The sequence below is a fragment of the Massilia eurypsychrophila genome (assembly GCF_002760655.1).
GTDB lineage: Bacteria > Pseudomonadota > Gammaproteobacteria > Burkholderiales > Burkholderiaceae_D > JAFCUW01.
Genome location: NZ_PDOC01000016.1, coordinates 1 through 26832 on the forward strand (window position 1 = coordinate 1; position 26832 = coordinate 26832).

Annotated in this window: 25 protein-coding genes; 9 read left to right on the plus strand and 16 right to left on the minus strand. The window is 64.5% G+C overall.

Going from position 1 to position 26832, the window contains the following annotated elements; translation table 11 throughout:
• Positions 1–438: 438 nt before the first annotated feature.
• Both CR105_RS20160 and CR105_RS20165 read right to left on the minus strand, forming a co-directional pair.
• On the minus strand, positions 439–1986 hold the full coding sequence (locus tag CR105_RS20160) for a phospholipase D family protein (RefSeq protein ID WP_099791525.1): 1548 nt from the start codon (positions 1984–1986) through the stop codon (positions 439–441).
• Positions 1987–2008: 22 nt separating this feature from the next.
• Complete coding sequence (locus tag CR105_RS20165; RefSeq protein ID WP_099791527.1) at positions 2009–2785, minus strand: enoyl-CoA hydratase; 777 nt, start codon at positions 2783–2785, stop codon at positions 2009–2011.
• 83 nt (positions 2786–2868) lie between these two features.
• Between CR105_RS20165 and CR105_RS20170 the strand changes: the two genes are divergently transcribed.
• Complete coding sequence (locus tag CR105_RS20170; RefSeq protein ID WP_099791529.1) at positions 2869–3228, plus strand: hypothetical protein; 360 nt, start codon at positions 2869–2871, stop codon at positions 3226–3228.
• Here CR105_RS20170 and apaG read toward each other — a convergent pair whose 3' ends face one another.
• A complete protein-coding gene (gene apaG, locus CR105_RS20175; RefSeq protein WP_099791531.1) occupies positions 3229–3603 on the minus strand; it encodes a Co2+/Mg2+ efflux facilitator ApaG/CorD in 375 nt (124 codons plus the stop codon).
• 200 nt (positions 3604–3803) lie between these two features.
• Between apaG and rpe the strand changes: the two genes are divergently transcribed.
• Positions 3804–4475, plus strand: a complete 672-nt coding sequence (gene rpe / locus CR105_RS20180; RefSeq protein WP_099791533.1) for a ribulose-phosphate 3-epimerase — start codon at positions 3804–3806, stop codon at positions 4473–4475.
• 19 nt (positions 4476–4494) lie between these two features.
• Here the strand turns inward: rpe and kdpE are convergent, their stop codons facing one another.
• The 7 genes from kdpE to CR105_RS20215 all read right to left on the minus strand — a co-directional run bounded on the left by kdpE (position 4495) and on the right by CR105_RS20215 (position 13452).
• The gene (gene kdpE, locus CR105_RS20185) at positions 4495–5196 is read right to left on the minus strand and encodes a two-component system response regulator KdpE (protein ID WP_099791535.1); all 702 of its coding nucleotides are present in this window, start codon (positions 5194–5196) and stop codon (positions 4495–4497) included.
• Entirely contained in the window at positions 5193–7892 is a 2700-nt protein-coding gene (locus CR105_RS20190) for a DUF4118 domain-containing protein (RefSeq protein WP_099791537.1), read from the minus strand. The genes kdpE and CR105_RS20190 overlap by 4 nt, the downstream gene beginning before the upstream one ends.
• 21 nt (positions 7893–7913) lie before the next feature.
• Positions 7914–8498, minus strand: coding sequence for a potassium-transporting ATPase subunit KdpC (gene kdpC, locus CR105_RS20195; protein ID WP_099791540.1), 585 nt, complete (start codon positions 8496–8498; stop codon positions 7914–7916).
• A gap of 11 nt (positions 8499–8509) precedes the next feature.
• A complete protein-coding gene (gene kdpB, locus CR105_RS20200) occupies positions 8510–10612 on the minus strand; it encodes a potassium-transporting ATPase subunit KdpB (RefSeq protein WP_099791542.1) in 2103 nt (700 codons plus the stop codon).
• Positions 10613–10636: 24 nt separating this feature from the next.
• The gene (kdpA, locus tag CR105_RS20205) at positions 10637–12442 is read right to left on the minus strand and encodes a potassium-transporting ATPase subunit KdpA (protein ID WP_099791544.1); all 1806 of its coding nucleotides are present in this window, start codon (positions 12440–12442) and stop codon (positions 10637–10639) included.
• Positions 12442–12528: a K(+)-transporting ATPase subunit F gene (gene kdpF / locus CR105_RS29505; protein WP_218968733.1), complete on the minus strand. Its 87-nt coding sequence runs from the start codon at positions 12526–12528 to the stop codon at positions 12442–12444. Before kdpF ends, kdpA begins: the two co-directional genes overlap by 1 nt.
• 183 nt (positions 12529–12711) lie before the next feature.
• Positions 12712–13452, minus strand: a complete 741-nt coding sequence (locus CR105_RS20215) for a TorF family putative porin (RefSeq protein ID WP_099791548.1) — start codon at positions 13450–13452, stop codon at positions 12712–12714.
• 204 nt (positions 13453–13656) lie between these two features.
• Between CR105_RS20215 and CR105_RS20220 the strand changes: the two genes are divergently transcribed.
• From CR105_RS20220 to CR105_RS20250, 7 genes are all read left to right on the plus strand, one after another.
• The gene (locus CR105_RS20220; protein ID WP_099791550.1) at positions 13657–14370 is read left to right on the plus strand and encodes a phosphoglycolate phosphatase; all 714 of its coding nucleotides are present in this window, start codon (positions 13657–13659) and stop codon (positions 14368–14370) included.
• A gap of 186 nt (positions 14371–14556) precedes the next feature.
• On the plus strand, positions 14557–16053 hold the full coding sequence (gene trpE, locus CR105_RS20225; RefSeq protein WP_099791552.1) for an anthranilate synthase component I: 1497 nt from the start codon (positions 14557–14559) through the stop codon (positions 16051–16053).
• Position 16054: 1 nt separating this feature from the next.
• Positions 16055–16618 carry an anthranilate synthase component II gene (locus CR105_RS20230; protein ID WP_099791554.1) on the plus strand — a complete coding sequence of 188 codons (564 nt, stop codon included), beginning with the start codon at positions 16055–16057 and terminating at the stop codon, positions 16616–16618.
• A 20-nt stretch (positions 16619–16638) separates the two neighbouring features.
• Positions 16639–17673, plus strand: coding sequence for an anthranilate phosphoribosyltransferase (gene trpD / locus CR105_RS20235; RefSeq protein ID WP_099791556.1), 1035 nt, complete (start codon positions 16639–16641; stop codon positions 17671–17673).
• A gap of 2 nt (positions 17674–17675) precedes the next feature.
• Positions 17676–18302 (plus strand): LysE family translocator, encoded by a 627-nt coding sequence (locus CR105_RS20240; RefSeq protein ID WP_099791558.1) that lies wholly within the window; start codon positions 17676–17678, stop codon positions 18300–18302.
• Between the two features lie 12 nt (positions 18303–18314).
• Positions 18315–19115: an indole-3-glycerol phosphate synthase TrpC gene (gene trpC / locus CR105_RS20245; protein ID WP_099791560.1), complete on the plus strand. Its 801-nt coding sequence runs from the start codon at positions 18315–18317 to the stop codon at positions 19113–19115.
• A 2-nt stretch (positions 19116–19117) separates the two neighbouring features.
• Positions 19118–19615: a cell envelope integrity protein TolA gene (locus tag CR105_RS20250; protein WP_099791562.1), complete on the plus strand. Its 498-nt coding sequence runs from the start codon at positions 19118–19120 to the stop codon at positions 19613–19615.
• A gap of 462 nt (positions 19616–20077) precedes the next feature.
• Here the strand turns inward: CR105_RS20250 and CR105_RS20255 are convergent, their stop codons facing one another.
• The 6 genes from CR105_RS20255 to CR105_RS20280 all read right to left on the minus strand — a co-directional run bounded on the left by CR105_RS20255 (position 20078) and on the right by CR105_RS20280 (position 26806).
• The gene (locus CR105_RS20255) at positions 20078–20569 is read right to left on the minus strand and encodes a hypothetical protein (RefSeq protein WP_131021778.1); all 492 of its coding nucleotides are present in this window, start codon (positions 20567–20569) and stop codon (positions 20078–20080) included.
• Positions 20570–20870: 301 nt separating this feature from the next.
• Positions 20871–22679, minus strand: a complete 1809-nt coding sequence (locus CR105_RS20260) for a M61 family metallopeptidase (RefSeq protein ID WP_099791566.1) — start codon at positions 22677–22679, stop codon at positions 20871–20873.
• Between the two features lie 73 nt (positions 22680–22752).
• Positions 22753–23328: a nucleotidyltransferase family protein gene (locus CR105_RS20265; protein WP_099791568.1), complete on the minus strand. Its 576-nt coding sequence runs from the start codon at positions 23326–23328 to the stop codon at positions 22753–22755.
• Between the two features lie 6 nt (positions 23329–23334).
• A complete protein-coding gene (locus tag CR105_RS20270) occupies positions 23335–25551 on the minus strand; it encodes a xanthine dehydrogenase family protein molybdopterin-binding subunit (RefSeq protein WP_099791570.1) in 2217 nt (738 codons plus the stop codon).
• Between the two features lie 10 nt (positions 25552–25561).
• Positions 25562–26020: a (2Fe-2S)-binding protein gene (locus CR105_RS20275; RefSeq protein WP_099791572.1), complete on the minus strand. Its 459-nt coding sequence runs from the start codon at positions 26018–26020 to the stop codon at positions 25562–25564.
• Between the two features lie 63 nt (positions 26021–26083).
• A complete protein-coding gene (locus CR105_RS20280; RefSeq protein WP_099791574.1) occupies positions 26084–26806 on the minus strand; it encodes a DsbC family protein in 723 nt (240 codons plus the stop codon).
• Positions 26807–26832: the final 26 nt, after the last annotated feature.

Below are 26832 nucleotides of genomic sequence, written 5' to 3' on the forward strand. Positions count from 1 at the left end.
AAGCGCCTATATTTCTTCTTTGTGAACATTTGATAATTTAAGTTTTCAGTGACCGAAGTCACTGGCACTTTCATCAAACGCCCACACTTATCGACTGTTAATTGTTAAAGAACTTGTTCGGTACTGCCTGCTGCTTGGCGATGAAGCGTTGTGTTCATCAGCAGCGAAGGAGGAAGAGTATGAAGCGTTTCGCTTATTTCGTCAACCTCTTTTTTTTACCGCACCGTCGTTTCCGACGTCCCCAACTGCTCGCTAACTACTTGATTTCGCTAACCGTTTCATCGGGGAGGCGAACTATAGCAAACAGCCATGCAGCTTGGCAAGGACTGTTTAACGGGCCCCTCGATATTCCAGGGTGAGCGTCAGCGTGGTTGCTTCGGCGCCGCCCGGAACACGATGCGGCGAGACCGCGCATTCCTGCGCAACCGCCGGGAAGGATTAGAGCAGCCAGTCGATCGGCAGCCAGGACAAGAGGCGCACGCCCAGGCGCAGCCAGACGCTGGTGCCCGGCTCGGTGTCGTGGCGGGTCACGACGCCCTTGGTGCGCTCGATCCAGTACAGCGCGCCGTCGGGCGCGAGCCGCACTTCGTAGGCCCGCTCGGCCAGGCCGCTGTCGAGCCGTTCCTTCAGTTGCCGCGTCATCGCCGGGCTGGCGATCAGAAAGCCCATCTCGGTATTGAGGTTGATCGAGCGCGGATCGAAATTGAGCGAGCCGATAAACATGTGCTCGCCATCGACCGCAAACGTCTTGGCGTGCAGGCTGCTACCTGAGGAGATCAGGGGTCCGGGCCGGTGCCGGCGGTCCTCGAGCGGCCAGCTGCGGCGCATCTCGTACAGCCTGACGCCGGCTTGCAACAGCCGCTTGCGCCATTTGGCGTAGCCGGCATGCACCGCGGCGACATCGGTCGCCTCCAGCGCATTGGTCAGCACGCGCACGGCGACGCCGCTGCGGGCCAGCGCCGCCAGTTCGTCGGTCACGCCCGGGCCGGGCACGAAATACGGCGCCACCAGGTCGAACTCGCGCTGCGGTGTGCCAACCAGCTCGCGCAGCTGCGTTTCGACGCCGCTGCCCTGCGCCTCGCGCTGCAGGGCCTTGGCCGGATCGTCGCTGACCAGCCGCGTATCGGCCCATTCCAGCGGCAGCGTGCGCGCGACCAGGTCGGGCAGCAGCGTCGAGGTGCGCCGCGCCAGTTGCAGGGCCGCGGCGGGCGGCCCCGCGTCGACCGCCGTCGCTTCGGCGCGCACGGCGGAGGCGTCGGGATTGGGCGGCACGATCAGCGCGAGCGGATAGGCCGAGGCGCTGTTCCAGTAGCGGTCGAAATCGTTCGACACCGGCGCCACCACGGCGCCGATCGCCAGCACGTCGAGGTCGGCGAACAGCACGTCGCCGGCCGCATCGAAGTATTTGTCGCCGACATTGCGCCCGCCGATGATGGTGATCTGGCCGTCGGCGGTGAACGACTTGTTGTGCATGCGCCGGTTCAGCCGGCCAAATTCGGTCAGATAGCCGAGCAGGCGAAGGCGCCGCAGCACAAACGGATTAAACAGGCGCACTTCGATATTCGGATGGGCGTCGAGCTGCGCCAGGGCGGCGTCGATGCCGGAGGTGCCGAAGTCGTCCAGCAGCAGCCGCACCCGCACGCCGCGCCCGGCGGCCGCGCGCAGGGCGTCGAACAGCAATGCGCCGCTGATGTCGTTGCTCCAGATGTAGTACTGGACGTCGAGACTGCGGGTGGCCGCGTCGGCCAGCACGGCGCGCGCGGTGAAGGCGGTGCGCGCGTCGAGCAGACCGTACACGCCGGACTTGCCCGGATGGGCCGCCACCAGCGGCGCCACCGCCCGCCCGAGCGGGGTGGCGGCAGTATCGCTGAAGGCGCTCGAGGCCACGCGGCCGTCGAGCGGCGGCGGCGCCGTGCACCCGGCCAGGCCGAGCGACAGCGCCAGCACCAGGGCCAGGGCATGGATTTGCGTCAGCAACGAGCGCATGCCTGGCTGGCCCGGCGCGATGCTACAGGCCGTCGAAGTTGGCCGGACGCTTGGCCAGGAAGGCGGACATGCCCTCTTTCTGCGCCGGCGTGCCGAACGCGGCGTGGAAGTAGCGGCGCTCGTAGCGCACCCCTTCGGTCAACGTGGTTTCGAACGCGCGGTTGACGCTGTCCTTGATCGCCATCGCCACCGTTACCGACATCGACGCGACGACGGTGGCCGCGGCCAGCGCCTCTTCCATCAGCTTGTCGGCGGGGACCACGCGCGAGACCAGGCCGGTGCGCTCGGCTTCGGCGGCGTCGATCATGCGCGCCGTCAGCAGCAGATCCATCGCTTTGGCCTTGCCGATGGTGCGCGGCAGGCGCTGGGTGCCGCCGGCGCCTGGCGTGACGCCGACCTTGATCTCCGGCTGGCCGAAACGCGCGCTGTCGGCGGCGATCAGGAAGTCGCACATCATCGCCAGTTCGCAGCCGCCGCCGAGGCAGAAGCCGGCCACCGCGCCGATCACCGGCTTCCTGATGTTGAGGATGTGCTCCCAGTTGCGCCCGATGTAGTTGCCCGGATAGGTGTCGGCGTAGGTGTAGTTGGCCATCGCGGCGATGTCGGCGCCGGCGGCGAATGCTTTCTCGCTGCCGGCCAGGACGATGCAGCCGATGTTGGCGTCGGCATCGAACTGCTGCAGCGCGGCGCCCAGCTCGTTCATCATGTTGTCGTTGAGCGCATTCATCGCCTTTGGACGGTTCAGGCGGATCACAGCGACGCGGCCGTGAGTTTCGATCAGCAAATCTGCATACTGCATGGGCTACCCCTTTATTGGTTGTGGGAACGTCAATAGCGCGATTGTAGCCCTTCCGCCAGTTCGGTCAACGGCCCGGCTCAGGCTTGGGCGCCGGCGTAGGTTGTGGTTCGGGCGCCGGCACCGCCACCGGCCCGACCGGCGCCGGCATCACGATTGGCGGCTGCGGTTTCGGCTCGGGCGGCGCCGGCGGCGGCGTTGTCGCGCAGCCGCCTGACAGTGCGACGGCGACGGCTCCCATCGAAACGGGTAAACTGCGGCGAGTAGCTAACATAAGGAAGTGTATGTGGATCTTGATGGTTGAAGCGGCAGTGGCGCTGTTCCTGCTGGTGTTTATTGTATGGTGGACGATGTATTCGGGCCCGAAGGCCGGCGATGACGACCTCGACGCGATCGAGCCGCCGAAAACGGACAAGCCCGATCGCCTGGACGGCCCGCAAGGCTGATCAGTGCAGGGTGCGCGGCAGCGACAGCACGAATTCCGGGATTTTCGCTTCGAACCGGTGTCCATCTTCGGCCACGCAGAAATATTCGCCCAGCATGGAGCCTTGCGGCGTGGCCATCTGGGTGCCGCTGGTATATTCGAACTGTTCGCCAGGCTGCAGCAGCGGCTGATGGCCGACCACGCCCAGGCCGCGCACCTCTTCGACATGGTTGTTGGCGTCGGTGATGACCCAATGCCGGGCGATCAGCTGGGCCGCGACGCTGCCGGTGTTCTTGATCGTGATCGTATAGGTGAACACGTAATTGGTGCGTGCCGGGTCTGATTGCTCCGGCAGGTACTGGGTGCGGACAGTGACAGTCAATTCGTAGGGTGCCATCGGGTTTCCTTAGTGAAGCTATTATTTTCGAGCATCGTTCATCATACCTCGCAGCGCAAAAGTCCTGGTGTCAGGTCTGACATTCGGACATTTCGCCTTTGAAATGTCGGAATGTCAGACCTGACACCAGCTTCCGGGTACGGCCAAGGCGTGCAACAGCGTAAAATAGCGGCTCCGATATTGATAACCTGCGCCACGCCATGACCCAATTCCGCATCGCCCCCAGCATCCTGTCCGCCGATTTCGCCCGCCTCGGCGAGGAAGTGCGCAACGTCGTCGCCGCCGGCGCCGACATCATTCACTTCGACGTGATGGACAACCATTATGTTCCGAACCTGACAATCGGGCCGCTGGTGTGCCAGGCCATCCGTCCGCATGTCGACGTGCCGATCGACGTGCACCTGATGGTCAAGCCGGTCGATCGCCTGATCCCGGACTTCGCCAAGGCCGGCGCCAACATCATCACCTTCCACCCGGAAGCGTCCGAGCACATCGACCGCACCTTGCAGCTGATCCGCGATAACGGCTGCAAGGCCGGCCTGGTGTTCAATCCGGGCACGCCGATGCACTTCCTGAACCACGTGATGGACAAGATCGACATGATCCTCATCATGTCGGTCAATCCGGGCTTCGGCGGCCAGTCGTTCATTCCGGAAGCGCTGAAAAAAATCAGCATCGCGCGCCGCATGATCGACGAATCGGGCCGCGACATCCTGCTCGAAGTCGACGGCGGCATCAAGATCGACAATATCGCCGCCGCCGCCGCCGCCGGCGCCGACACCTTCGTCGCCGGCTCGGCCATCTTCGGCCAGCCAGACTACAAGGGCGTTATCGACGCCATGCGCGCGGAATTGGCCAAAACCGCGCGCTGATCGAGCCCCGCCCTTTCCACTAGGGCGTGCTGGTCGACAGACGGTAGCCGACGCCGGTTTCAGTGAGCAGGTGGCGCGGCTGGGACGGATCGTCTTCCAGCTTGTGACGCAGGTGGCCCATGTAGATGCGCAGGTAGTGGCCGTCCTCGGCGTGCGACGGGCCCCACACGGAGCGCAGCAGCTGCGGATTGGTCAACACGCGGCCGGCACTGCCCACCAGCACGGCGAGCAGCCGATATTCGGTTGGCGTCAGGTGCACCCGGACGCCGGCTTTCGATACGCAGCGGTCCTTCAGGTCGACCGTCACGCTACCGAAGTGCACCTGGCCGGCAAGGTCGGCGCCAGGCTGGCGCTGCCGGCGCACCGTCGCCCTCACCCTCGCCTGCAATTCGCCGACGCTGAACGGCTTGGTCAGGTAGTCGTCGGCGCCGGCGTCGAGCGCGGCGATCTTGTCGGCTTCGCCGGTGCGCGCCGACAGCACGATGACCGGCACCGTCGACCATTTGCGGATGTCGCCGATGAAGTCGATGCCGTCGCCATCGGGCAGGCCCAGATCGAGAATGATGAGATCAGGACTGCGGGTGCCGGCGTCGCTCAGGCCACGCTGGACGGTGGCCGCTTCCTGCACGTTCCAGCCCTCTTCCTCGAGGGCGCCGCGCAAGAAGCGGCGGATCTGCGGTTCGTCTTCTACCAGCAGTGCAAGCGGCGCAAGGTCGTTCATGCAGGCGATGCTTCCTGTTCGAGATCGGGCGTTGCAGGCGGCTGCCCCAACGGGAGCCTTATTATAAAGGCCGCGCCGCCAAGGTCCGATCGGGCGTAACCGATGGTGCCGCCATGCGCTTCGACGATGGCACGGCAGATTGCCAGCCCAAGGCCGACGCCGCTGCCGGCCGACTCGCGCGCGCCACGCGTGAATTTTTCGAACATCTCCTCTTCCCGTCCCGCCGCCACGCCGGCGCCGTTGTCGGCCACGGTCAGCGTCGCCCATGCGCCGTCCACCGCGGCCGCGATGTCGACGCGCGAGCCGCGCGCGGTATGCTTGGCGGCGTTCTCCAGCAGGTTGCACAGCACCCGCTCCAGCAGCACCGCGTCGAATCGCACCAGCGGCAGATCGGCCGGCATGCTGGTCGTGACGATATGCCCGCTCAGTGGCCCGGCGCTCAGGCGCAGCGCCGTGCCGACCGCTTCCTCGAGCGCCTGCCACTCCAGGTGCAGCTTCACCTGGCCGCTCTGCAAGCGCGCCATGTCGAGCAGATTGGCTACCAGGGCGCTCATGCGCAGCGCTTCGCCGTGCAGGCTGTGCGCCATGTCCAGCTGCGCTGCCGGCAGCGGCGGTTTGGCCCGCGTCAGCGATTCGGACAGGCCGACCAGCGACGTCAGCGGGGTGCGCAGGTCGTGCGACAGCGCCGCCAGCAGCGAGTTGCGCAGGCGCTCGGTCTCCATGTTTACCAGCGCGCCCTGCGCCACTTCGATGTAGTGCACCCGCTCGAGCGCGATGGCGGCCAGCGCGGCGAAGGTATCGAGCTGCTGGCGTTGTTCGGGAATCAGGATCCAGCGCTGCTGTTCCGGCTCGATCGCCAGCACGCCGCGGGTGCGCATCGGCGCCACCAGCGGCAGGTAGAAGCATCGGCTGGCGGGCAAGGTGCCGGTGCCGAAGCCGGCGCTTTCGGCGTGATCGTAAGCCCACTGCGCAACGCCGATATCCGGCGCGCCTGCCGTGTCGGCGCCGGCCGGCAGTTGCAGGCGCCCGTCCAGGTCAGGCACCAGCAGGATCGCCCTGGCGCCGAACGTGCGCCGAATGAACTCGCCGGTGATGTCGAAGATCTGCTCGGTCTGCAGCGCGCCGGATAGCTCGCGGGCGAACTCGTACAGCGCGCGCGAGCGCCGTTCGCGGTGCGCCGCGACATGGGCCTGGAAGCGCAACCCGGCCGTCAGGTGGCCGGTGATCAGCCCTACTGCCAGCATCACGCCGAACGTGACCACGTACTGCAAGTCGGAGACGGCAAACGAGAACCGTGGCTCGACGAAGAAGAAGTCGAAACAGGCTACGCCGACGCAGGTGGCGACGACCGAGGCGCCGCGGCCAAGGCGAACCGCCACCAGTACCACCACCAGCAAGAACAGCATGGCGATATTGGCCAGGTCGAGGTAGCCAACCAGGGGCGTGGCCAGCAGCGCGGTGGCCAGGCTGCTGGCGGCGGCCACGCCAAAGGCCAGCCAGCGGTGCTTGCCGGTCGTCGCCGCCTGCGCCGCCGGCGCCGGCGGCGCAGGCGCATGGGCGGCGTCGCCGATTTCCAGCAGGTCGATATCGGGCGCCATCGCCGTGATGCGCCGCAAGTGCGCGGTGCGCCACGGCCACGTCCTGTGGCCGCGCGCCATGACGATCTTCGACAAGTTGTGCTCGCGCGCATAGTCGACGATGGCCGCGGCGATATCGGCGCCGGCCACCACGGCGGAGCTCGCGCCCAGTTCCGCCGCCAGCTTCAGGGTCAGCAGCGTGGCTTCGCGGCGTTCGGCCGGCAGACGCTGCAGCTGCGGCGTTTCGACATACACCGCATGCCAGTCGGCGCCGAGCTGGCCGGCCAGGCGCGCGGTGCTGCGCACCACATGCTCGCTGCCGGGCCGCGGACCGACGCAGGCAAGCAAGGCGCCCGCCGTTTTCCATACCGTGTCGATCGACTTTTCAATGCGGTAGGCGCGCACGTCGTCTTCGATGCGGTCGGCGGTGCGCCGCAAAGCCAGCTCGCGCAGCGCGATCAAGTTCCCTTTGCGGAAAAAATTCCTGGAGGCGCGCTCGGCCTGGGGAGCCTGGTAGACGCGGCCGCTCTTCAGGCGCGCCAGCAGCTCGTCGGCAGGCAAGTCGACCAGCACGACTTCGTCGGCGGCGTCAAACACGGTATCGGGGACCGTTTCAGCGACCCGGATGCCGGTGATGCCGCCAACGACGTCGTTCAGACTTTCCAGATGCTGCACGTTGACAGTGCTGAACACATCGATGCCGGCGTCGAGCAACTCCTCCACATCCTGCCAGCGCTTGGGGTGGCGCGAACCGGGCGCATTCGAGTGGGCCAGCTCGTCCATCAGGATCAGCGCCGGCCGCCGCGCCAGCGCCGCGTCGAGGTCGAATTCGCCGAGCGACTTGCCGCGGTAGCTGAGCGCCCTGGGCGGCAGCAGCTCGAGCCCGTCGAGCAGGGCGGCAGTCTCGGCGCGCCCGTGCGTTTCGATCACACCAATTAACGGCGCATGCCCCTCGGCCTGCAGTTTGCGCGCGGCCGCCAGCATGGCGTAGGTCTTGCCGACCCCCGCCGATGCACCGAAGTAGATGCGCAGGCGCCCGCGCGCGTCCCTGCGCTGCTGGCTCTGTACCTGGGCAAGCAGCGCGTCCGGGTCGGGTCGCTCGCTGTCATTCTGAAACATCGGTACCTTGCTCCTGCGGTGTTAACGGTGTGCTGGCGGCTCGGCATCGAGCGCCAGGTTCAGGGCAAGTACTTTGACCCTGGCTTCGCCGAAAAGCCCCAGCGTTTGCCCGACAGTATGCGCCGACATCAGCGCTTCGACCCGCTCGGGCGCCAGTTGGCGCGCCGCCGCCACCCGGCCGGCCTGAAAGCGCGCGGCGGCCACGCTGATCTCCGGATCGAGTCCGCTGGCCGAGGCCGTTACGAGGTCAACCGGAATCGGGGCGATATTGGCCGGGTCGGCCTCCCGCAGCGCGGCAATCCTGCCCTTGACCGCATCGACCAGTGCCGGGTTGAGCGGACCCTGGTTCGAGCCCGAGCTGCCGCTGGCATTGTTGGGCATGGGTCCGGTGGCCGATGGCCGGCCCCAGAAGTAGCGCGGCGACGAGAACGATTGGCCGATCAGGGTCGAGCCCACCGGCTTGCCGTCGCGCAGCACCAGGCTGCCGGACGCCTTGTCGGCAAATGCGACCTGGCCGATGCCGGTCACGGCCAGCGGATAGAGCACGCCGACGACCAAGGTCAGCGCGCCAAACAAGACGAGGGCGGGACGCAGAGTGGATTTCATGAGCAGTTCCTTTATACGAGTTTGAGGGCCGACAACACCATGTCGATCAGCTTGATGCCGACGAAGGGCAGGATGATGCCGCCGACGCCGTAGATCAGGATATTCCTGCGCAGCAGCGCGGCTGCGCCGATGGCGCGATATTGCACCCCCTTCAGCGCCAGGGGAATGAGCACGATGATGATCAGGGCGTTGAAGATCACGGCCGACATGATGGCTGAATCAGGGCTGCTCAGGCGCATGATGTCGAGCGCCTTCAGCTGCGGATAGGTGCCGACAAACGCGGCCGGAATGATGGCGAAGTACTTGGCGATGTCGTTGGCGATCGAGAACGTCGTCAGCGAGCCGCGTGTCATCAGCATCTGCTTGCCGATCTCGACGATCTCGAGCAGCTTGGTCGGATTCGAGTCGAGGTCGACCATGTTGCCGGCCTCTTTCGCTGCCTGCGTCCCGGAATTCATCGCCACGGCGACATCGGCCTGGGCCAGCGCCGGCGCGTCATTGGTGCCGTCGCCCGTCATCGCCACCAGCCTGCCCTGCGACTGGTAGTCGCGGATCAGCTTGAGCTTGTCTTCGGGCGTCGCCTCGGCCAGGAAATCATCGACGCCCGCTTCGGCGGCAATGGCGGCAGCGGTCAGCTTGTTGTCGCCGGTGATCATCACCGTCTTGATCCCCATGCGGCGCAGTTCGGCGAAGCGTTCCTTGATGCCTCCCTTGACGATATCCTTGAGCTCGACCACGCCCATCACCCGGCCCGCGTCGACCACGACCAGCGGCGTGCTGCCGCGGCGCGAAACGTCGTCGACCAGGCGCCCCAGCTCAGCGGGATACGGCATCCCGAGCGCCTCGACATGCTTGCGTACCGAGTCGGCCGCGCCTTTGCGAACCTGGCGCGCGCCGATATCGACACCGCTCATGCGCGTGTTGGCGCTAAATGGAATGAAGACTGCCTGAAGGCTTCCCACCTCGCGCTCGCGGATATTGAATTTTTGCTTGGCCAGCACAACGATCGAGCGGCCCTCCGGCGTTTCATCGGCCATCGAGGCCAGTTGCGCCACGTCCGCCAGTTCCTGCTCGGTCACGCCTGCGGCCGGGAAGAAGCCCGCCGCCTGGCGGTTGCCCAGGGTGATGGTACCGGTCTTGTCGAGCAACAGGACGTCCACATCGCCGGCCGCTTCGACCGCGCGCCCGGAAGTGGCGATCACATTGGCGCCCATCATGCGGCTCATGCCGGCCACGCCGATCGACGACAGCAGCGCGCCGATGGTGGTCGGAATCAGGCACACCAGCAGCGCGATCAACACGGTGATGCTGACCGGGGAACCGGCCCCTGCCGCGGCCACGCTGAACAGCGAGAATGGCAGCAAGGTCACCGTGACGATCAGGAACACGATCGTCAGCGCCACCAGCAGGATGGTCAAGGCGATTTCATTCGGTGTCTTTTGGCGTTTTGCCCCCTCGACCATCGAAATCATGCGGTCCAGGAAGGTCTCGCCGGGATTGGCGGACACGCGCACCACCAGCCAGTCCGACAACACGCGGGTGCCGCCGGTGACGGCCGAGAAATCGCCGCCCGACTCGCGAATGACCGGCGCCGATTCGCCCGTGATGGCGCTTTCGTCGACAGAGGCGACCCCTTCGATGACTTCGCCGTCGATTGGAATCACATCGCCCGCCTCGACCAGCACCGTGTGGCCCTTGCGCAGGTCGGCGCCCGGCACCGGCAGCCACGCCGTCCCGTGTTTCGGCGTGGCCAGCTTCTTGGCCATCACGGTTTGCTTCAGCCCGCGCAGCGATGCGGCCTGGGCCTTGCTGCGGCCCTCCGCCAGCGCCTCGGCGAAGTTGGCAAACAACACCGTGAACCATAGCCACACAGACACGGCCAGAATAAAGCCGCTGGAAGCGCGCTCCGACGCGTCGCCGAGGGCCCGGAAATACATCAGCGTGGTCAGGATGCTGCCGACATAGACGACAAACATGACGGGGCTGCGGGCCTGCGTGCGCGGGCCGAGCTTCATGAAGGCATCGATCGTCGCCGGCCAGATCAAGCTGGCGTCGAACAGGGTCAGCGTTTTGCGGGATGTTGCTACCTGGGGTAGCGCTTGTACTTGAGACATCGTGGACTCCGTGGCCATGGATGATTACTTGGTATAGAGCTGCAGGTGTTCGACTACCGGGCCGAGGGCCAGGGCAGGAACGTAATTGAGCACACCGACGAGCAGCACCACGCCGACCAGCAGCCCGACAAAAATCGGCCCGTGGGTCGGCATGGTTCCCGGATTGGCCTCGAGGCGTGGCTTGGCAGCGAGCGCGCCGGCGATGGCCAGGATCGGCACGATCACGGCGAACCGCCCGAACCACATCGCGATGGCCAGCATGGTGTTGTAGAACGGCGTATTGGCGGACAAGCCGGCAAAGGCGCTGCCGTTATTGTTGGCGGCAGAGCTGAAGGCGTACAGGATCTCGGAGAAGCCATGCGCGCCTGGATTGGCGATGCCAGCCTTGCCGGCATCGAGCATGACGGCAATGGCGGTACCGCCCAGCACCAGCAGTGGCGTGACCAGGATCGCGATCGACGCCATCTTCATTTCATGACTCTGGATTTTCTTGCCCAGGTATTCCGGCGTGCGGCCGATCATCAGGCCGGCGATAAAGACGACCAGGATAGCAAACACCAGCATGCCGTACAGGCCAGAGCCGACGCCGCCGAAGACAACCTCGCCGAGCTGCATTAACAGCATCGGCACGGCGCCGCCCAGTGGCGTAAAGGAATCGTGCATGGCGTTGACGGCGCCACACGAGGCGGCCGTGGTCACTGCGGCGAACAGGGCCGAAGCCGAAATGCCGAAGCGCGTTTCCTTGCCCTCCATATTGCCCCCTGCCTGCAGGGCGTTGCTGCCCTGGTCGACGCCAAGCGCCGCCAGATGCGGATGGGCTGCCTGCTCGGCGCCCATCACAAGCAGCGTGGCGGCGACGAAGATGAGACTCATGGCGGCCAGCACCGCAACGCCCTGGCGCTGATCGCCGACCAGGCGTCCGAACGCGAAGCACAGACCGGCAGGAATAAGGAAGATGGCGATCATCTCCACGAAATTCGACAGCGGTGTCGGGTTCTCATACGGATGCGAGGAATTGGCGTTGAAGAAGCCGCCGCCGTTGGTGCCGATCAGCTTGATCGCTTCTTGCGAGGCAACCGGGCCCATGGCGATGGTCTGGGACCTTGCGACGACGCTCTGCATCACCGCCTGGCCCTGGGCGTCCTTGAGCGGCTGTCCATCGGCGCCGGCTTTCGGCATCGAATAGGTGACCGGATCGATCAGCTGCACTTCCTGGTAGGCAGAGAAATTCTGGATCACGCCTTGCCCCATCAGCACGACGGAAAACAGCAAGGACAGCGGCAACAGTACATATAACGTCGAGCGCGTCAGGTCGACCCAAAAATTGCCGATGGTCTTGGCCGAACGTGCGCTGAAGCCGCGCACCAGGGCAAACGCCACTGCCATGCCGGTGGCTGCGGAGAAAAAGTTCTGACCGTTGAGAGCAAGCATCTGCGTCAGGTAGCTCATGGTCTGTTCGCCACTGTATCCCTGCCAATTCGTATTTGCGACGAAACTGACGGCCGTATTGAACGACGAGTCCGGGCTGATATTGGCCAGCGCCTGGGGGTTAAGCGGCAGCCATCCCTGCAAGCGCTGCAAGGCAAAAACGAACAGCGCGCCGACGCCGTTAAAGACGAGCAGCGCAACCGTATAGGACTTCCATCCCATGTCGGCCTCGGGTGACACGCCCGCGGCCTTGTACAAAAGCCGTTCGGCGCGCCCCATCCAGGTCAGGCCGGGGACGGCGCCGCCATCGCCGACGCGGGCAAGCACGATGCCCAAGGGCCATGCAAGCACGAGCAGGACAGCCAGGAATGCGCCAAGCAGCGCCAGAGATTGCATCGTCATCACAGCTCCTCCGCTTTCAGCAATGCGTGGACCAGGTAGGCCAGCAGGCCCACGGCGACGACCGCGCCAATTTGCCAGATTTCCATTATTTGCTTCCCAACTTGTCGCAGCCGGCCGCGAACGCCCAGGTCAGAGCGAAAAACAGCGCCAGTGCGCCGATGTAAATTGCATCCATGTCATCCCTCTTGGTTTTGATACGGCAAGGGTATCGATTGCCGTATAAAGATTTTCTAAAGACTTCAACGTGCGCCGTAAACAAACCGTAAAAATCAGAAGGTTTTAGTGACCGTCAGTACGAGCGCCGATTTGCCGAGAAATTTGCCATTCGCGGGCGAGGCATAGGCCACCTTGCCGGCATTGGTGCCGACATAGGCAAGAGAGCCGGTAACGACGCCGAAGTCGCGTGTTACGCCGATTTTCCAGTCCGTGTAGCTGGCCGCGGCGTTGTTGGCCACGCGCTGGCGGCCTGCATGAAGATTGGCGATCAGCCCTTGGCCGGCGTCCAGGTTGGCAGCCAGATCGAGGTAGCCGCTGTTCTTGCTGTCGACGAAGCCGAACAGATTTGTCACGGCGTGCGAATACTTCACCAGTGCCGGCCCGTAAGACAATTGGCCGTACACCTCGGTGGTGTTGGCGTTGGCGAAGCCGGGCACTGTCGCCAGCTTGTTCGATGGGTAGACGTAAGTGAGGACGCCGACGTCGTAGCCGAGGCCGGCCGCCAGTTCTCCGCGCTTGCCTGCATACAGGTCTATCTCGATGTCGCCGTCTCCGCCAGCATCCTTCGTCCATTTGATTGTTGAGGCCCACGCACCGGCATACAGCCCGGACGCTTTTTGGACGAAGTCGGCGCCGCCCTGCAGTGCAGGCTTCAATCGCGTCTGGGAAATGCCGCGGTAGCGATAGTCGCTGGTCACGGCGGCGTTGAAGCTCAGGTCGGTCGCCTCGTCGGCGCGCGCGGCGCCGGCAGAAAAAGTAAGGATTGCAGCAGCTGTAAGGAGTAAAAGTTTCACGTCGGCTCTTCCGGTTATTGTCAAAATGGACGCGCACTCGACATGCGTCATCAACTGGAAGTAGCGTAGCAAGCAAGCCGTAAAGATTTTCTAAAGACATGGGCCGGTCTTGTAAACGCGGCGTAAAGATTCGTCTGCGGCAAGGCGGGCAATCGATCTCCTCCAGTTCCGATAAAATGGAACATTATCTCCAGCCAACACGTCATGTTTACCAACTTTAACAACGCGCGCCAGGGCGCCATCCGCGGCGTCATCGTCGACCTCGACGGCACCATGCTCGACACGGTGCCCGACTTCCACGTGGCGATCAATCGCATGCGCGCAGAGTTCGAGCTGGCCGCGATCGGCCAGGAGCGCATCCAGAACATGGTCGGCAAAGGCTCCGAGAACCTGATCCGCTCGGTGCTGGCAGTCGACTTCGACCAGGCCGGCGTCGAGCGTCACTTCGTACAAGCGATGGAGGCCTACCAGCGCCACTACCTGGCGATCAACGGCGACCACAGCGCGTTGTATGACGGCGTGATCGAAGGCCTGGAGGCGATGCGGGCGATGGGTTTGCGGATGGCCTGCGTGACCAACAAGCCGATCGCGTTCGCCGCGCCGCTGCTGGCAAAAAAGTGCCTGGCGCCGTATTTCGAGGTGGTCTACGGCGGCGAGTGCCTGCCGCGCAAAAAGCCGCATCCGATGCCGCTGCTGCAGGTGTGCGCCGACTTCGCGCTGGAGCCGGCCGAAGTAGTGGCGATCGGCGACTCGTCGAACGACGCCGAAGCGGCGCGCGCAGCGGGCTGTTTCGTGCTCACCGTCCCCTACGGCTACAACCATGGACAGGCTATACAGGAAACCGATTCCGATGGTATAGTAAGCTCGCTGCTTGAAGCGGCAACACTAATAAGTACGCATAACCGCACCGCTAACTGAACAAATCGCATGTTTTTCACCAAAAAACACACTGTCACCCAAACCGGCCCGCTTGAGGCCTGGCTTTGGCGACGCTGGCAATCCTGGGCTAAGTAACCCGTAATGATTGCTGCCGGCGGCGCTCGCGCGCCCGGCAGGTTTTTTGACCACCACCGCAGCCCTCCCCCGGCTGCCTGGAGAAAAAGCATGACCGAACTCGAATTCAAATCGCTTGCCAACGCCGGCTACAACCGCGTCCCCCTCATTTCCGAAGCATTCGCCGACCTCGAAACGCCGCTCACCTTGTACCTGAAGCTGGCGCAGACGCAGAACGCCGGCAAGAACACCTTCCTGCTCGAATCGGTGGTCGGCGGCGAGCGCTTCGGGCGCTACTCGTTCATCGGCCTGCCCGCCACCACGGTGCTGCGCACCACCGGCCGCGTCACCGAGATCGTCAAGGACGGCAGCGTGATCGAAACGCACGAGGGCAATCCGCTCGACTTCATCGAATCGTTCCAGGCCCGCTTCAAGGTGGCGCTGAGCCCCGGCCTGCCGCGCTTTTGCGGCGGCCTGGCCGGCTACTTCGGCTACGACACGGTGCGCCACATCGAACGCAAGCTGGCCGCCAGCACGCCGAAGGACGACCTGGGCCTGCCCGACATCCAGCTGATGGTGACCGAGGAACTGGCGGTGATCGACAACCTGTCGGGCAAGCTGTACCTGATCGTGTACGCCGACACTACCCGCCCGGAAGCGTTTTCGAAAGCGCGCCAACGCCTGAAAGACCTGCGCATGATGCTGCGGCGCGGCGTCGATGCGCCGGTCACATCGAGCTCGGTGCGCACCGAAGAGATCCGCGACTTCAGCAAGGAAGACTACCTGAAGGCGGTCGCCCGCGCGCACGAATACGTGATGGCCGGCGACCTGATGCAGGTGCAGATCGGCCAGCGCATCCGCAAGCCTTACGTCGACTCGCCGCTGACGCTGTACCGCGCGCTTCGCTCGCTGAATCCCTCGCCGTATATGTACTACTACAATTTCGGCGACATGCAGATCGTCGGCGCCTCGCCCGAGATTTTGGTGCGCAACGAGACCTCGTCCGACGGCAGCAAGAAGGTCACGCTGCGCCCGATCGCCGGCACCCGGCCGCGCGGCGCCACGCCCGAGCGCGACGCCGAACTGTCGAAGGAGCTGCTGGCAGACCCGAAGGAAATCGCCGAACACGTCATGCTGATCGACCTGGCGCGCAACGACATCGGCCGCATCGCCGAAACGGGCAGCGTCCGCGTCACCGAGCGGCTGGTGGTGGAAAAGTACTCGCACGTGCAGCACATCGTCTCGAACGTGGAGGGCAAGCTCAAAGACGGCATGTCGAATCTCGACGTGCTGCGCGCAACCTTCCCGGCCGGGACCTTGACCGGCGCGCCGAAGGTACGGGCGATGGAAGTGATCGACGAACTCGAGCCGACCAAGCGCGGCATCTACGGCGGCGCCTGCGGCTACCTCAGTTTTGGTGGCGAGATGGACGTGGCGATCGCGATTCGCACCGGCGTCATCAAGGACGGCATGCTGTATGTGCAAGCCGCCGCCGGCATCGTCGCCGATTCGATCCCCGAGATGGAATGGCAGGAAACTGAAAACAAGGCGCGCGCCGTGCTGCGCGCGGCGGAACAGGTGCAAGACGGCCTGGATGGGGAGCTCTGACATGCTGCTGATGATCGATAACTACGACTCGTTCACCTACAACCTGGTGCAGTACTTCGGGGAGCTGGGCGAGGAAGTGCGCACGCTGCGCAACGACGAAATCACGCTGGCTGAAATCGGCGCGATGAAGCCCGACCGGATCTGCATTTCGCCTGGCCCGAAGACCCCGGCCGAAGCCGGCGTGTCGGTCGACATCCTGCGCGAATTCAAGGGCAAGCTGCCGATCCTGGGCGTGTGCCTCGGCCACCAGGCGATCGGCGCTGCGTTCGGCGGCAACGTCATCCGCGCCAAGCAAGTCATGCATGGCAAGACGTCGCTGATCGCCCACACCGGCGTGGGCGTGTTCAAGGATCTGCCAAGCCCGTTTACCGTGATCCGCTATCACTCGCTGGCGATCGAGCGCAGCTCTCTGCCGTCCTGCCTCGAAGTGACGGCGTGGACCGACGACGGCGAAATCATGGGCGTGCGGCACAAGGAGTTCGACATCGAGGGCGTGCAGTTCCACCCCGAGTCGATCCTGTCCGAGCATGGCCACAAACTGCTGCAGAATTTCCTCGAACGCTGATACCCCATACCGGAAATGCCATGAAAATCACCCCACAAGAAGCCCTGCTGCGCTGTATCGAACACCGCGAAATTTTTCACGACGAGATGCTGCACCTGTTCCGCATGATCATGTCGGGCGAAATGTCGCCGACCATGATCGCCGCGCTCACCGTCGCCTTGCGCGTGAAGAAGGAAACCATCGGCGAGATCGCCGCCGCCGCCCAGGTCATGCGCGAGTTCTCGACCAAGGTGCCGATGGCCGACACCACCAACCTGCTCGACATCGTCGGCACCGGCGGCGACGGCGCCCACACCTTCAACATCTCGACCGCGTCGATGTTCGTCGCCGCGGCAGCCGGCGCGCGCGTGGCCAAGCACGGCGGGCGCAGTGTGTCGTCGTCGTCCGGCAGCGCCGACGTGCTCGAGTCGCTAGGCGCCAACATCAACCTGACGCCCGAGCAGATCGCCCAGTCGATCGCGCAGACCGGCATCGGCTTCATGTTCGCGCCAAACCACCACGCGGCGATGAAGCACGCCGCGCCGGTGCGGCGCGAACTCGGCGTGCGCACGATCTTCAACATCCTCGGTCCGCTGACCAATCCGGCCGGCGCGCCGAACATCCTGATGGGCGTTTTCCACGCCGACCTGGTCGGCATCCAGGTGCGCGTGCTGCAGCGTCTTGGCGCCCAGCACGCGGTGGTGGTGTACGGCCGCGACAACATGGATGAAGTCTCGCTGGGCGCGGCCACCATGGTCGGTGAACTGGTCGATGGCGAAATCCGCGAATACGAAATCCATCCGGAAGACTTCGGCCTGCCGATGATCGCCAGCCGCAACCTGAAAGTGACCGGCGCCGCCGAATCGAAGACGATGATGATGGAGGCGCTGACGGGTGAGCCGGGTGCCGCTTTCGACATCGTCGCACTCAACGCCGGCACCGCCCTGTATGCAGCCGGCGTGGCCGACTCGATCGAAGACGGCCTGGCGAAGGCCCGCGCTGCCATCACGTCGGGCGCCGCGCGCGCCAAGGTCGATCAGTTCGTGCAAGTGACCCAGCAACTGGGCCAGGGCTGAGCATGTTCGGCATCCACGACCTGGGTCTGTTCGTTGTCTCGGGTCTGCTGCTGAACCTGATGCCGGGACCCGATTCGCTGCTGATCATGACGCGCAGCGCCACCCAGGGCGCGCGCGCCGGCTGCGTGGCGGCGCTCGGCATCGGCGCCGGCGTCTTCATCCACATGTTCGCCGCCGCGCTCGGGCTGTCGGCGATCCTGTCGACGTCGGCCACCGCCTTCACGGTCGTCAAATACGTCGGCGCCGCCTACATCCTGTACCTGGCGTTCGGCCTGCTGCGCAGCAAACCGCGCGCCGCCGTTAACGCAGCGCCGGCCGCACCGCTGCCGTTTTCCAAAATCTTCGCGCAGGGCTTCCTGACCAACGTGTTGAACCCCAAGGTGGCGCTGTTCTTCCTCGCCTTCGTGCCGCAGTTTATCCAGGCCGACGCCCAGTACAAGGCGTTTGCCTTCATCGTCCTCGGCGTCATTTTCAACGTCAACGGCATGCTGTGGTGCTTTGCGCTGGCGCTGTTTACGGCGCGCGCCAAGGCGCGGCTGCAGGTCAGCGCGCGCACCTCGCTGTGGCTGAACCGCGTTACCGGCGGCCTGTTCGTCTGGCTCGGCGTCAAGCTGGCCCTCTCCAAATAAGATCGAGTCCCCATGTCCGACATCCTCAACAATATCCTGGCCGTCAAGGCCGACGAAGTGGCCGCCGCCAAAAAGCACCGCAGGCTGGCCAGCCTGCGCAGTGACGTCGAGGGCGATGCCGTCCTGCGCGCAGGCCTGCGCGGCTTCGAAGCGAGCCTGCGCAATACCATCGCGGCCGGCCGCGCCGGCGTGATTGCCGAAGTGAAGAAGGCGTCGCCGTCGCGTGGCGTGCTGCGCGAGAACTTCCGCCCCGCCAACATCGCCGAGAGCTACGCCCGGCATGGCGCGGCCTGCCTGTCGGTGCTGACCGATGCGCCGTTCTTCCAAGGGTCGCCCGAATACTTGCAACAGGCGCGCGCCGCATGCGAGATTCCGGTGCTGCGCAAGGACTTCATGGTCGACATGTACCAGGTCTACGAAGCGCGCGCGATGGGCGCCGACGCGATTCTGCTGATCGTCGCCGCGCTCGATCACGGCCTGATGGCCGAAATGGAAGCCTGCGCGATGGAACTTGGAATGGATGTGCTGGTCGAAGTACATGATGACGATGAGTTGACGGCTGCGCTGAAGCTGCGCACTCCGCTGCTCGGCATCAATAACCGAAACCTGCGCACGTTCGAGACCTCGCTGCAGAACACGATCGGCCTGCTGCCGCGCATTCCGCCTGGCAGGCTGGTGGTGACCGAGTCGGGAATCATGTCGCAAGATGACGTCAAGCGCATGCGCGACGCGAACGTGCATGCATTCCTGGTCGGCGAGGCCTTCATGCGCGCGCCTGACCCCGGTGTGGAACTTGCAAGGCTGTTCGACTAACCATGAACATTATCCGCATTACCAGGACCGCCAGCGCGGTCCTGCTGGCTTTACTCGCCTGCGCATGCAGCCAGCCACGGCTGGCGTCGCTGGTGCCGTACGGCCAGCCACAGCCGAAAGCAGGCGCGCCCTTGACCGGCCAGCGGGCGGCGTTCGCCAGCGTCGACACTTACAAGGACGATGTCGCCGCGCTGATCATGCGCTACAACGGCGCCCACACCTTCAGCGGCAAGCTGCCGCCGATGCTGCCCGCCATTGTCGTGCTCCGCATCACGGTCGATCGCGACGGCCGCATGACCGACGTCACGGTGCAGCGATCGCGCAACCAGGAAGCATCGCGCGTGGCGCTGGCGTCGATGCAGCGCACCGGCTCGTTGCCGCGGCCATTCAACCTGGCCACCGGGCCTAGCCGGTCGCTGACGTTTTCCGAGACGTTCCTGTTCAACGCCGACTACCGCTTCCAGCTGCGCACCTTGGCCCCGATTCAGACCGCGGACTGAACTCTACTAGTCGGCGACCGTCAGCTTCCGAGCCATCTGGGCTGCAAGCGGCGGCCGGTTGAATGGTTTATTCCCAGAAATTATTCTCAATTATTCGGCAGCCGTAATTATAGCGATGCGATAATTCATCGCAATCGAGGACGTGATACGTTCAAGCGGTACGGGATTCAACCGCGCATCGTCCTGAGGGCGCGACACAGGAAACTTGGCCGTTAAGGGTAGCGGCTCGCATTTCAAACCGCCCGTGCTAGCGATCGACGCCGTTTTTGACTCACATTATCTGCAAACGACGGCAGGCCCGTGCTCACGCTATCTGCAAATGAGCTTGCAATCGACGGCGCCGGCTCGCACTCCATGGCTGCTGGATCACGCTAACTGCAAACGAGAGCCTATATCGGCAAGTCTCTTTTCGACGTTCGCCAAGGGCCGATTTCACTCCTGAAGCGGAAGTTTGGGTAGCCGTCACGATTCGTCCTCGGAGAACCTGGGCAACTTCCAACTAGCATAAAGTGGGGGAAGACTGACAAACCACGTCATGTTTCCCAAAAAGAGGGCAAAGGCGACCCCAACGACACGTTCGACCGCCCATCCATGTTGCGCTACTGTCAGCAGCAAGATTGGTCCACCGACAATGTTGGAGATTGCAAGGAAAGCCATGCTGAAGGCGAACGCATTCTTGCGCAACGCAGCTTCCCATTCGTCGTCATCGATAGATGGCTTGCTCAACGGCCCGTTCATAGCGATGGCTGCGGCAACTGCCATAATCGGACCGGCGACGGCATAAAACATGTGAGGCACAGGGAAAGCGGTGGCGGAGAAGATGAGTCCCGCTCCGAATGCCATCGGAAGCAGCGGCAGCCACCGCATTGGTCGGTGTCTGCGTACATCGGCATCACCGGACATATCGCGTCGAACCTGATCGGACGCCTTGGACCACCAGACAAATGCATCCATCCTCTGGAGAGCGCCTGTGGACGTTTGCACTTAATCTGAGCCGAAAACGCGCCACCGACGGGAAATCTCAGCAAAGACGTCTATAGGAATGAAGGGATGCACACGGCGGCGATAGTCGCGAGTGTGCCCGGTGCTGATCGAAACGTTGAATGGTGCTGGCTCTCGTGGCCAAACCGCGCGCAAGACCCAGAATTACGCGCTTTTCGAAACCCGTTCACATACTCAGGTATCGCTCACTCAGGAGAATGACCGTTGCGTTCTACATGCTGGGGATTTGCGTCTACGCGCTTGGTCTTTCCTTCTAGGCGCTTGGACGCTTGAGCTTCTTGGCGCCGGCCGCCGCCTCCAGCGATATCGACGGCGTGCGGTCGCCCTGCAGCTTGACGTTAAACGTCAGCAGCTCGTCGCGCCGGAAGGCGTGCACCGCGACCGTGTCGCCGACGCGGTAGCGCCCCAGCAGCGCATCGAGGTTGACCGGATTGCCGGAGACGCGCAAACCATCGATCGCCACCAGCACGTCGCCGGCCGACAGGCCCGCGCGATGCGCCGCCCCACCCTCGTGCACCTGCGTCAGTTTGCAGTCGCCGCCATCGCGCCCGGTGCTCGCATCCAGCGCCGGCTTGGCGTCCTTGCGCTGGTCGATGAGCTTGATGCCGAACGGCGCGTACAGCTTGGCCAGCGGCAGGTCGTCGGTCCCGCGCACGTAGCGGTCAAACAGCGGCTTCAGTTTCAGGCCACTGACTTCATCGAACAGCGCCTCCACTTCCGCTTCGGTGACGCCGCGCGCAGCTACCGCATAGAAGTCGCGCCCGTAACGCTGCCACAGCGCGGCCATCACGTCGTCGAGCGACTTCTTGCCGTCGGTCTTGGCGCGGATCGTCAGGTCGAACATCAGCGCCACCAGCGAACCCTTGGTGTAGTAGCTGACGATCGCATTCGGCGCATTCTCGTCCTGGCGGTAGTACTTGCCCCACGCGTCAAAGCTCGAATCGGCCACGCTCTGCTTGGTGCGGCCACTGCCGCGCAGGACGCTGCCGATCGTCTTGGCCTGCAGCTTCAGGTACGCCGCCTCGTCGAGCAGGCCGCTGCGCACCAGCAGCAGGTCGTCGTAATAACTGGTGAAGCCTTCGAACAGCCAAAGCAGCGGCGTGTACGTCTCGGCCTGCAGATCGTATGGCGCAAAGGCGGCCGGCTTGATGCGCTTGACGTTCCAGGTGTGGAAGTACTCGTGGCTGCACAGGCCGAGGAACTTGAGGTAGCCGTCGGTCGCCTCGAGTTTTTTCGGCGTGGCCGCCGTCGGCAGGTCGGCGCGCGCGCAAATAAGCGCGGTCGAAGCGCGGTGTTCGAGGCCGCCGTAACCGTCGCCGACTACCAGCGTCAGGAACACGTAGCGGTCCATCGGCGCCTTCTTCGACTTCGGCTCGAAAAATTCGATCTGCGTTTCACACATCACCTTCAGGTCGGCCTGCAGGCGCGCCATGTTCAGATTCGGGACGCGCCCGGAAATGACGATGTCGTGCGGGACGCCGTGCGCCTTGAACGTCGCCAGCGCGAAGTCGCCCATTTCAACCGGGTGGTCGATCAGGTCGTCATAGTTGGTGGCAACGTAGGTACCGAAGCCATAGCGCTTCGCGCCCAGCTCCGGCAGCGACGTCGCCACCCGCCACGCCGCCGCGGCAGGGTCGGCCGGCCGCTGGATGTCGACCTGGTGCGCCATCTCTTCCTGGCCGAGCACGCGCAGGTAGACGCTGGTGCCGTTGAAGAAGCCGTGGGTCTGGTCGAGGTGGGCGGCGCGCACCGACAGGTCCCAGGCATACACTTCATAGCGCACCGTCAGTGCCCCGACAACCGGCGCCGCGCGCCAGGTATGCTTGTCGAGCTTAGTCAGCGCGACCGTCTTGCCGTCCGACTCGGCGCTGATCTGAACGATATTGCGCGAAAACTCGCGGATCATGTAGCTGCCCGGGATCCAGGCCGGCAGCGCCAGCACTTGTCCATCCGACGCCGGCAAGGCGACAGTGAGGGTGACTTCAAACAGGTGGCCGGCCAGGTCCTTGGGCACGATCGCGTAGTGGATGGCGGGCTGCTTCTTTTGGGGTGGCTTTTTCATGAGTGGTCGGCGGCGTCGCGAAATGGGGTCCCCGCGTGCGCGAGGACGACGTTAATCATGTTGTGAGTGTAGCTCAACGCTGTAAATCCGAGGGCTGATCGATGTCCTGGAAGATGCCGGGATCGTCGACCGCTACCTCGGCGACCTGGTGGCGCTTGAGGATGTGGCGGGCACCCTCGTCGCCGCTCAGCGCCAGCAGTTCGGGCAGACAAGCGGCGCCAAATGCGACCGGGTTGCCGCGCCTGCCGCCGCACACCGGCGCGGCGATCACGGCGCCGCCGGCCAGCGCATCGGCCAGCGCCTGAATGGTCGATACACGCACGTGCGGCATGTCGCCCAGCGCGACCAGCCAGCCGCGCGCCTCCGGCAGGGAATGCCGCAGCGCGTGCACCAGCGACTGCGCCATGCCCTGGTCCGCATCCGGGCAAGTGGTGACGTCGCAGCCGAGCGCGCGCAAGGCGTCGGCGACGCCGCCGTCATCGGGAGCGACCACCGCGACTACCTTCGGCAGCACCGCCAGCATCGCGCGCGCGCTGGCGACAACCACCGGCTCGCCAGCAGCCACAGGCTGCAGCAGCTTGTTACGTGCACCGGAGGGATCGAATCGGCGGCCCCTGCCGGCGGCGAGCAAAATACCGACAGGGGTCATGCGGGCCTACGCCGTCTGCAGGTCGAACGGCAACTTGCGCAGGCGCTTGCCGGTCAGCTTGAAGATCGCGTTGGCAAACGCCGGCGCCAGCGGCGGCACGCCCGGTTCGCCCATGCCGGTCGGCGCATCGCCGGAAGGCACGATGAAGACGTCGACCTGCGGCATGTCGGTCATGCGCGCCACGATGTAGTCGCCAAAGTTCTGCTGCTCGACGACGCCGTCTTTCAGCGTGATGGCGGCACCCGGCAGCGTGGTCCCTAGCGCCATCAGCGCGGCGCCCTCGACCTGCGCCGCAATCGACAGCGGGTTGACGGCCAGGTTGCAGTGCACGCCGGCGGTCACCTTGTGCAGCTTGGGCACGCCCTTGGTCACCGACGCCTCGACGACGTAGGCCACCACCGAGCCGAACGACTCGTGCATCGCCACGCCATAGGCACGGCCTTTCGGCAGCTTCTTCTTGCCGTAGCCGGATTTGGCCACAGCCAGGTCGAGCGCGGCCAGATGGCGCGCGTGCTTCGGATCGATCAGCGTCTTGCGGTACGCGACCGGATCCATGCCCGCCACATGCGCCGCTTCGTCGATCAGGGTCTCCATCACGAATGCGGTGTGGGTCGAGCCGACCGAGCGCCACCACAGCACCGGCACGTTCGCCTTGGCGGTGTGCGCGGTCAGGTTCAGCGGCACGTCGTACGGCGCGCCCATCCCCTCGACCATGGTCTGGTCGACGCCGTTCTTGATCATGAACGGCTCGAACGGCGTGCCGGCGATGATCGACTGGCCGACGATGGCGTGATCCCATGCCAGGATCTTGCCCTTGGCGTCGAGGCCGATGTCGGCGCGGTGCACGTGCGACGGCCGGTAGTAGCCGCCCTTGATGTCGTCCTCGCGGCTCCAGATCACTTTCACCGGGCCGCTCTTGCCGGCGGCGCGGTATGCCTTGGCGACATTGACCGCCTCGACGATGTAGTCGGAGGATGGCACGGCGCGCCGGCCGAAGCCGCCGCCCGCCATCATCGTGTTGACCGTCACCTGCTCAGGCGCCAGGCCCGAGGTGCGCGCCACGGCCGCGTGGTCGGCGGTCTGGAACTGGGTGCCGGCCCACACGGTGCAGCTGTCGGCCTTCAGGTCGACCACGCAGTTGAGCGGCTCCATCGGCGCGTGCGCCAGGTACGGAAATTCGTAGACGGCCGAAATCTTCTTCGGCGCCGACGCCAGCTTCGACATATCAGCTTTAAGCGCAACAGCGCCCGGCGTTTTTGCCAGCGCGGCGAAGTCCGCCATCTGCTTTGCGGTGCTGACCTTCTCGACGCCGCTGGCATCCCAGTCGATGACGAGCGCGTCGCGGCCCTGCTTGGCCGGCCAGTAGCCGTCGGCGATGACGACCACGCCGCGTCCGCCGCGGTCGGTCTGCACCTCGAGCACGTCGATGACGCCCTTGATCGCTTTCGCCGGCGCGGCGTCGAATTTCGCTACCTTGGCGCCGAACACGGGCGGGCGCGCCACCAGCGCCACCTTGGTATTGGGCGGCATGAAGTCGATGCCGAAGACCTGCTTGCCGCTCGACTTGGCACGCGCGTCGATGCGCCTGGTAGGCTTGCCGATGATGGCGAAGTCCTTCGCGTCTTTCAGCGTGACGGTGGCCGGCATCGGCTGCTTCATGGCGGCGTCGGCGAGCGAGCCGTAGCTGGCCTTCTGGCCTACCGGCCCCATGACGAAGCCCTTGGAGGTCTTGCATTGTGCCGGCGCGACCTTCCATTGTTCGGCGGCGGCGCCGACCAGCATCGCGCGCGCCTTGGCGCCGATTTCGCGGTACTGCACGAACGAGTGGGCGATGGTGCCCGAGCCGCCGGTCATCTGCATGCCGAACGCCGGGTCCTTGAACACGTCGCCGGCCGGCGCCAGCTCGCCGCGCATCTGCGACCAGTCGCAATCGAGTTCCTCGGCGATCAGCATCGGCAGCGAAGTGTGCACACCCTGGCCGAATTCGAGCCGGTTGACCATCACCGTCACGGTGTTGTCCGGCGCGATGCGCAGGAATGCGTTGGGCGCGTAGACCGGCTTGGGCGCATCCGCGGCGCGGGCGAACTTGTTCGAGCCCGGCATGAAGAAGCCAAGTACCAGGCCGCCGGAGACTACCGCGCCGGCTTTGAGGAAGCTGCGGCGCGACAGGCCGCCTTCTGCCGGGCGCACCAGCGCCGCGGGATTAATCCATTCAATACGCATGATCGATCCCTCAGGCTAAAGTCTTCGCCGCGTCCTTGATGGCCGCGCGGATTCGTTGATAGGTGCCGCAGCGGCAGATGTTCCCGCTCATGGCGCCATCGATGTCGGCGTCGGTCGGCGCCTTGTTGGTACGCAGCAGAGCGGAGGCGCTCATCACCTGGCCGCTCTGGCAGTAGCCGCACTGCGGCACGTCGTGCTTGACCCACGCATCCTGCACCGCCTTGCCGACCTTGTCGGCATCCATCGCTTCGATGGTGGTGATCTTCTTGCCGGCCGCTGCCGAAATCGGCGTCACGCACGAGCGGATCGGGTCGCCGTCGAGGTGCACGGTGCAGGCGCCGCACAGCGCCGCGCCGCAGCCGAACTTGGTGCCGGTCATGTTGAGGTTATCGCGCAGGGCCCACAAAATAGGCGTCGATGGATCGGCCTCGACTTGCATGTCGCGGCCGTTAATATGAAGAGTTACCATGCCCTGCCCCTTGGTTTTGGAATGACGATCTATATTGTTTTAGTGGTGCTACCGACTACTTGATTACTTGATGCTGCTGAATTTCGCCTCGAGCGTCTTGATGTCGACCGCGCCCGGGATGCGGCTGCCGTCGGCAAAGAAGATCGCCGGCGTGCCCTGGATGCGCATCTTCTGGCCGAGCGCGAGGATCTTGTCGTTCGGCGTCGCGCAGCTGGCCGCGGCGGCGGGAGCGGCTTTACCGTTGATCATCCAGTCGTCCCATGCCTTGTTGCGGTCCGGCGCGCACCAGATGTTCTTCGACTTGGCGAACGAATCTTCCGACAGGATGTTGTACATGAAGGTGTAGACGGTGACGTTGTCGAGTTCTTTGAGCGTCGTCTGGCGGAAGCGCTTGCAGTAGCCGCAGTTGGGATCCTCGAACACCGCGATCACGCGCTTGCCGTTGCCCTTGACCAGCTTGAGCGCCGACTCCAGCGGCAGGTCCGAGAACTTGATCTTGTTGATCTCGTCGATGCGTTCCTTGGTCAGGTCCTGCGCCGTCTTGGTGCTAAAGACGTGGCCCATGAACAGGTACTCGCCGCTTTTATCGGTGTAGAAGATGTCGCCGCCGGCGCGGATTTCGTACAGGCCGCCGTATGGCGTGGCCTTGACCGACTCGATCTTCACGCCCGGCCCCAGTTTCGGCTCGACGATCTTCTTGATGTTCGCTTCGAGCGGCGCCTCGGCGCCGGCGCACGCTGCCACCAGCGCGGTCGCCAGCAGCACAGCGATATGTGATTTACCCATGATTTACTCCGAATCGGTTACAAAAA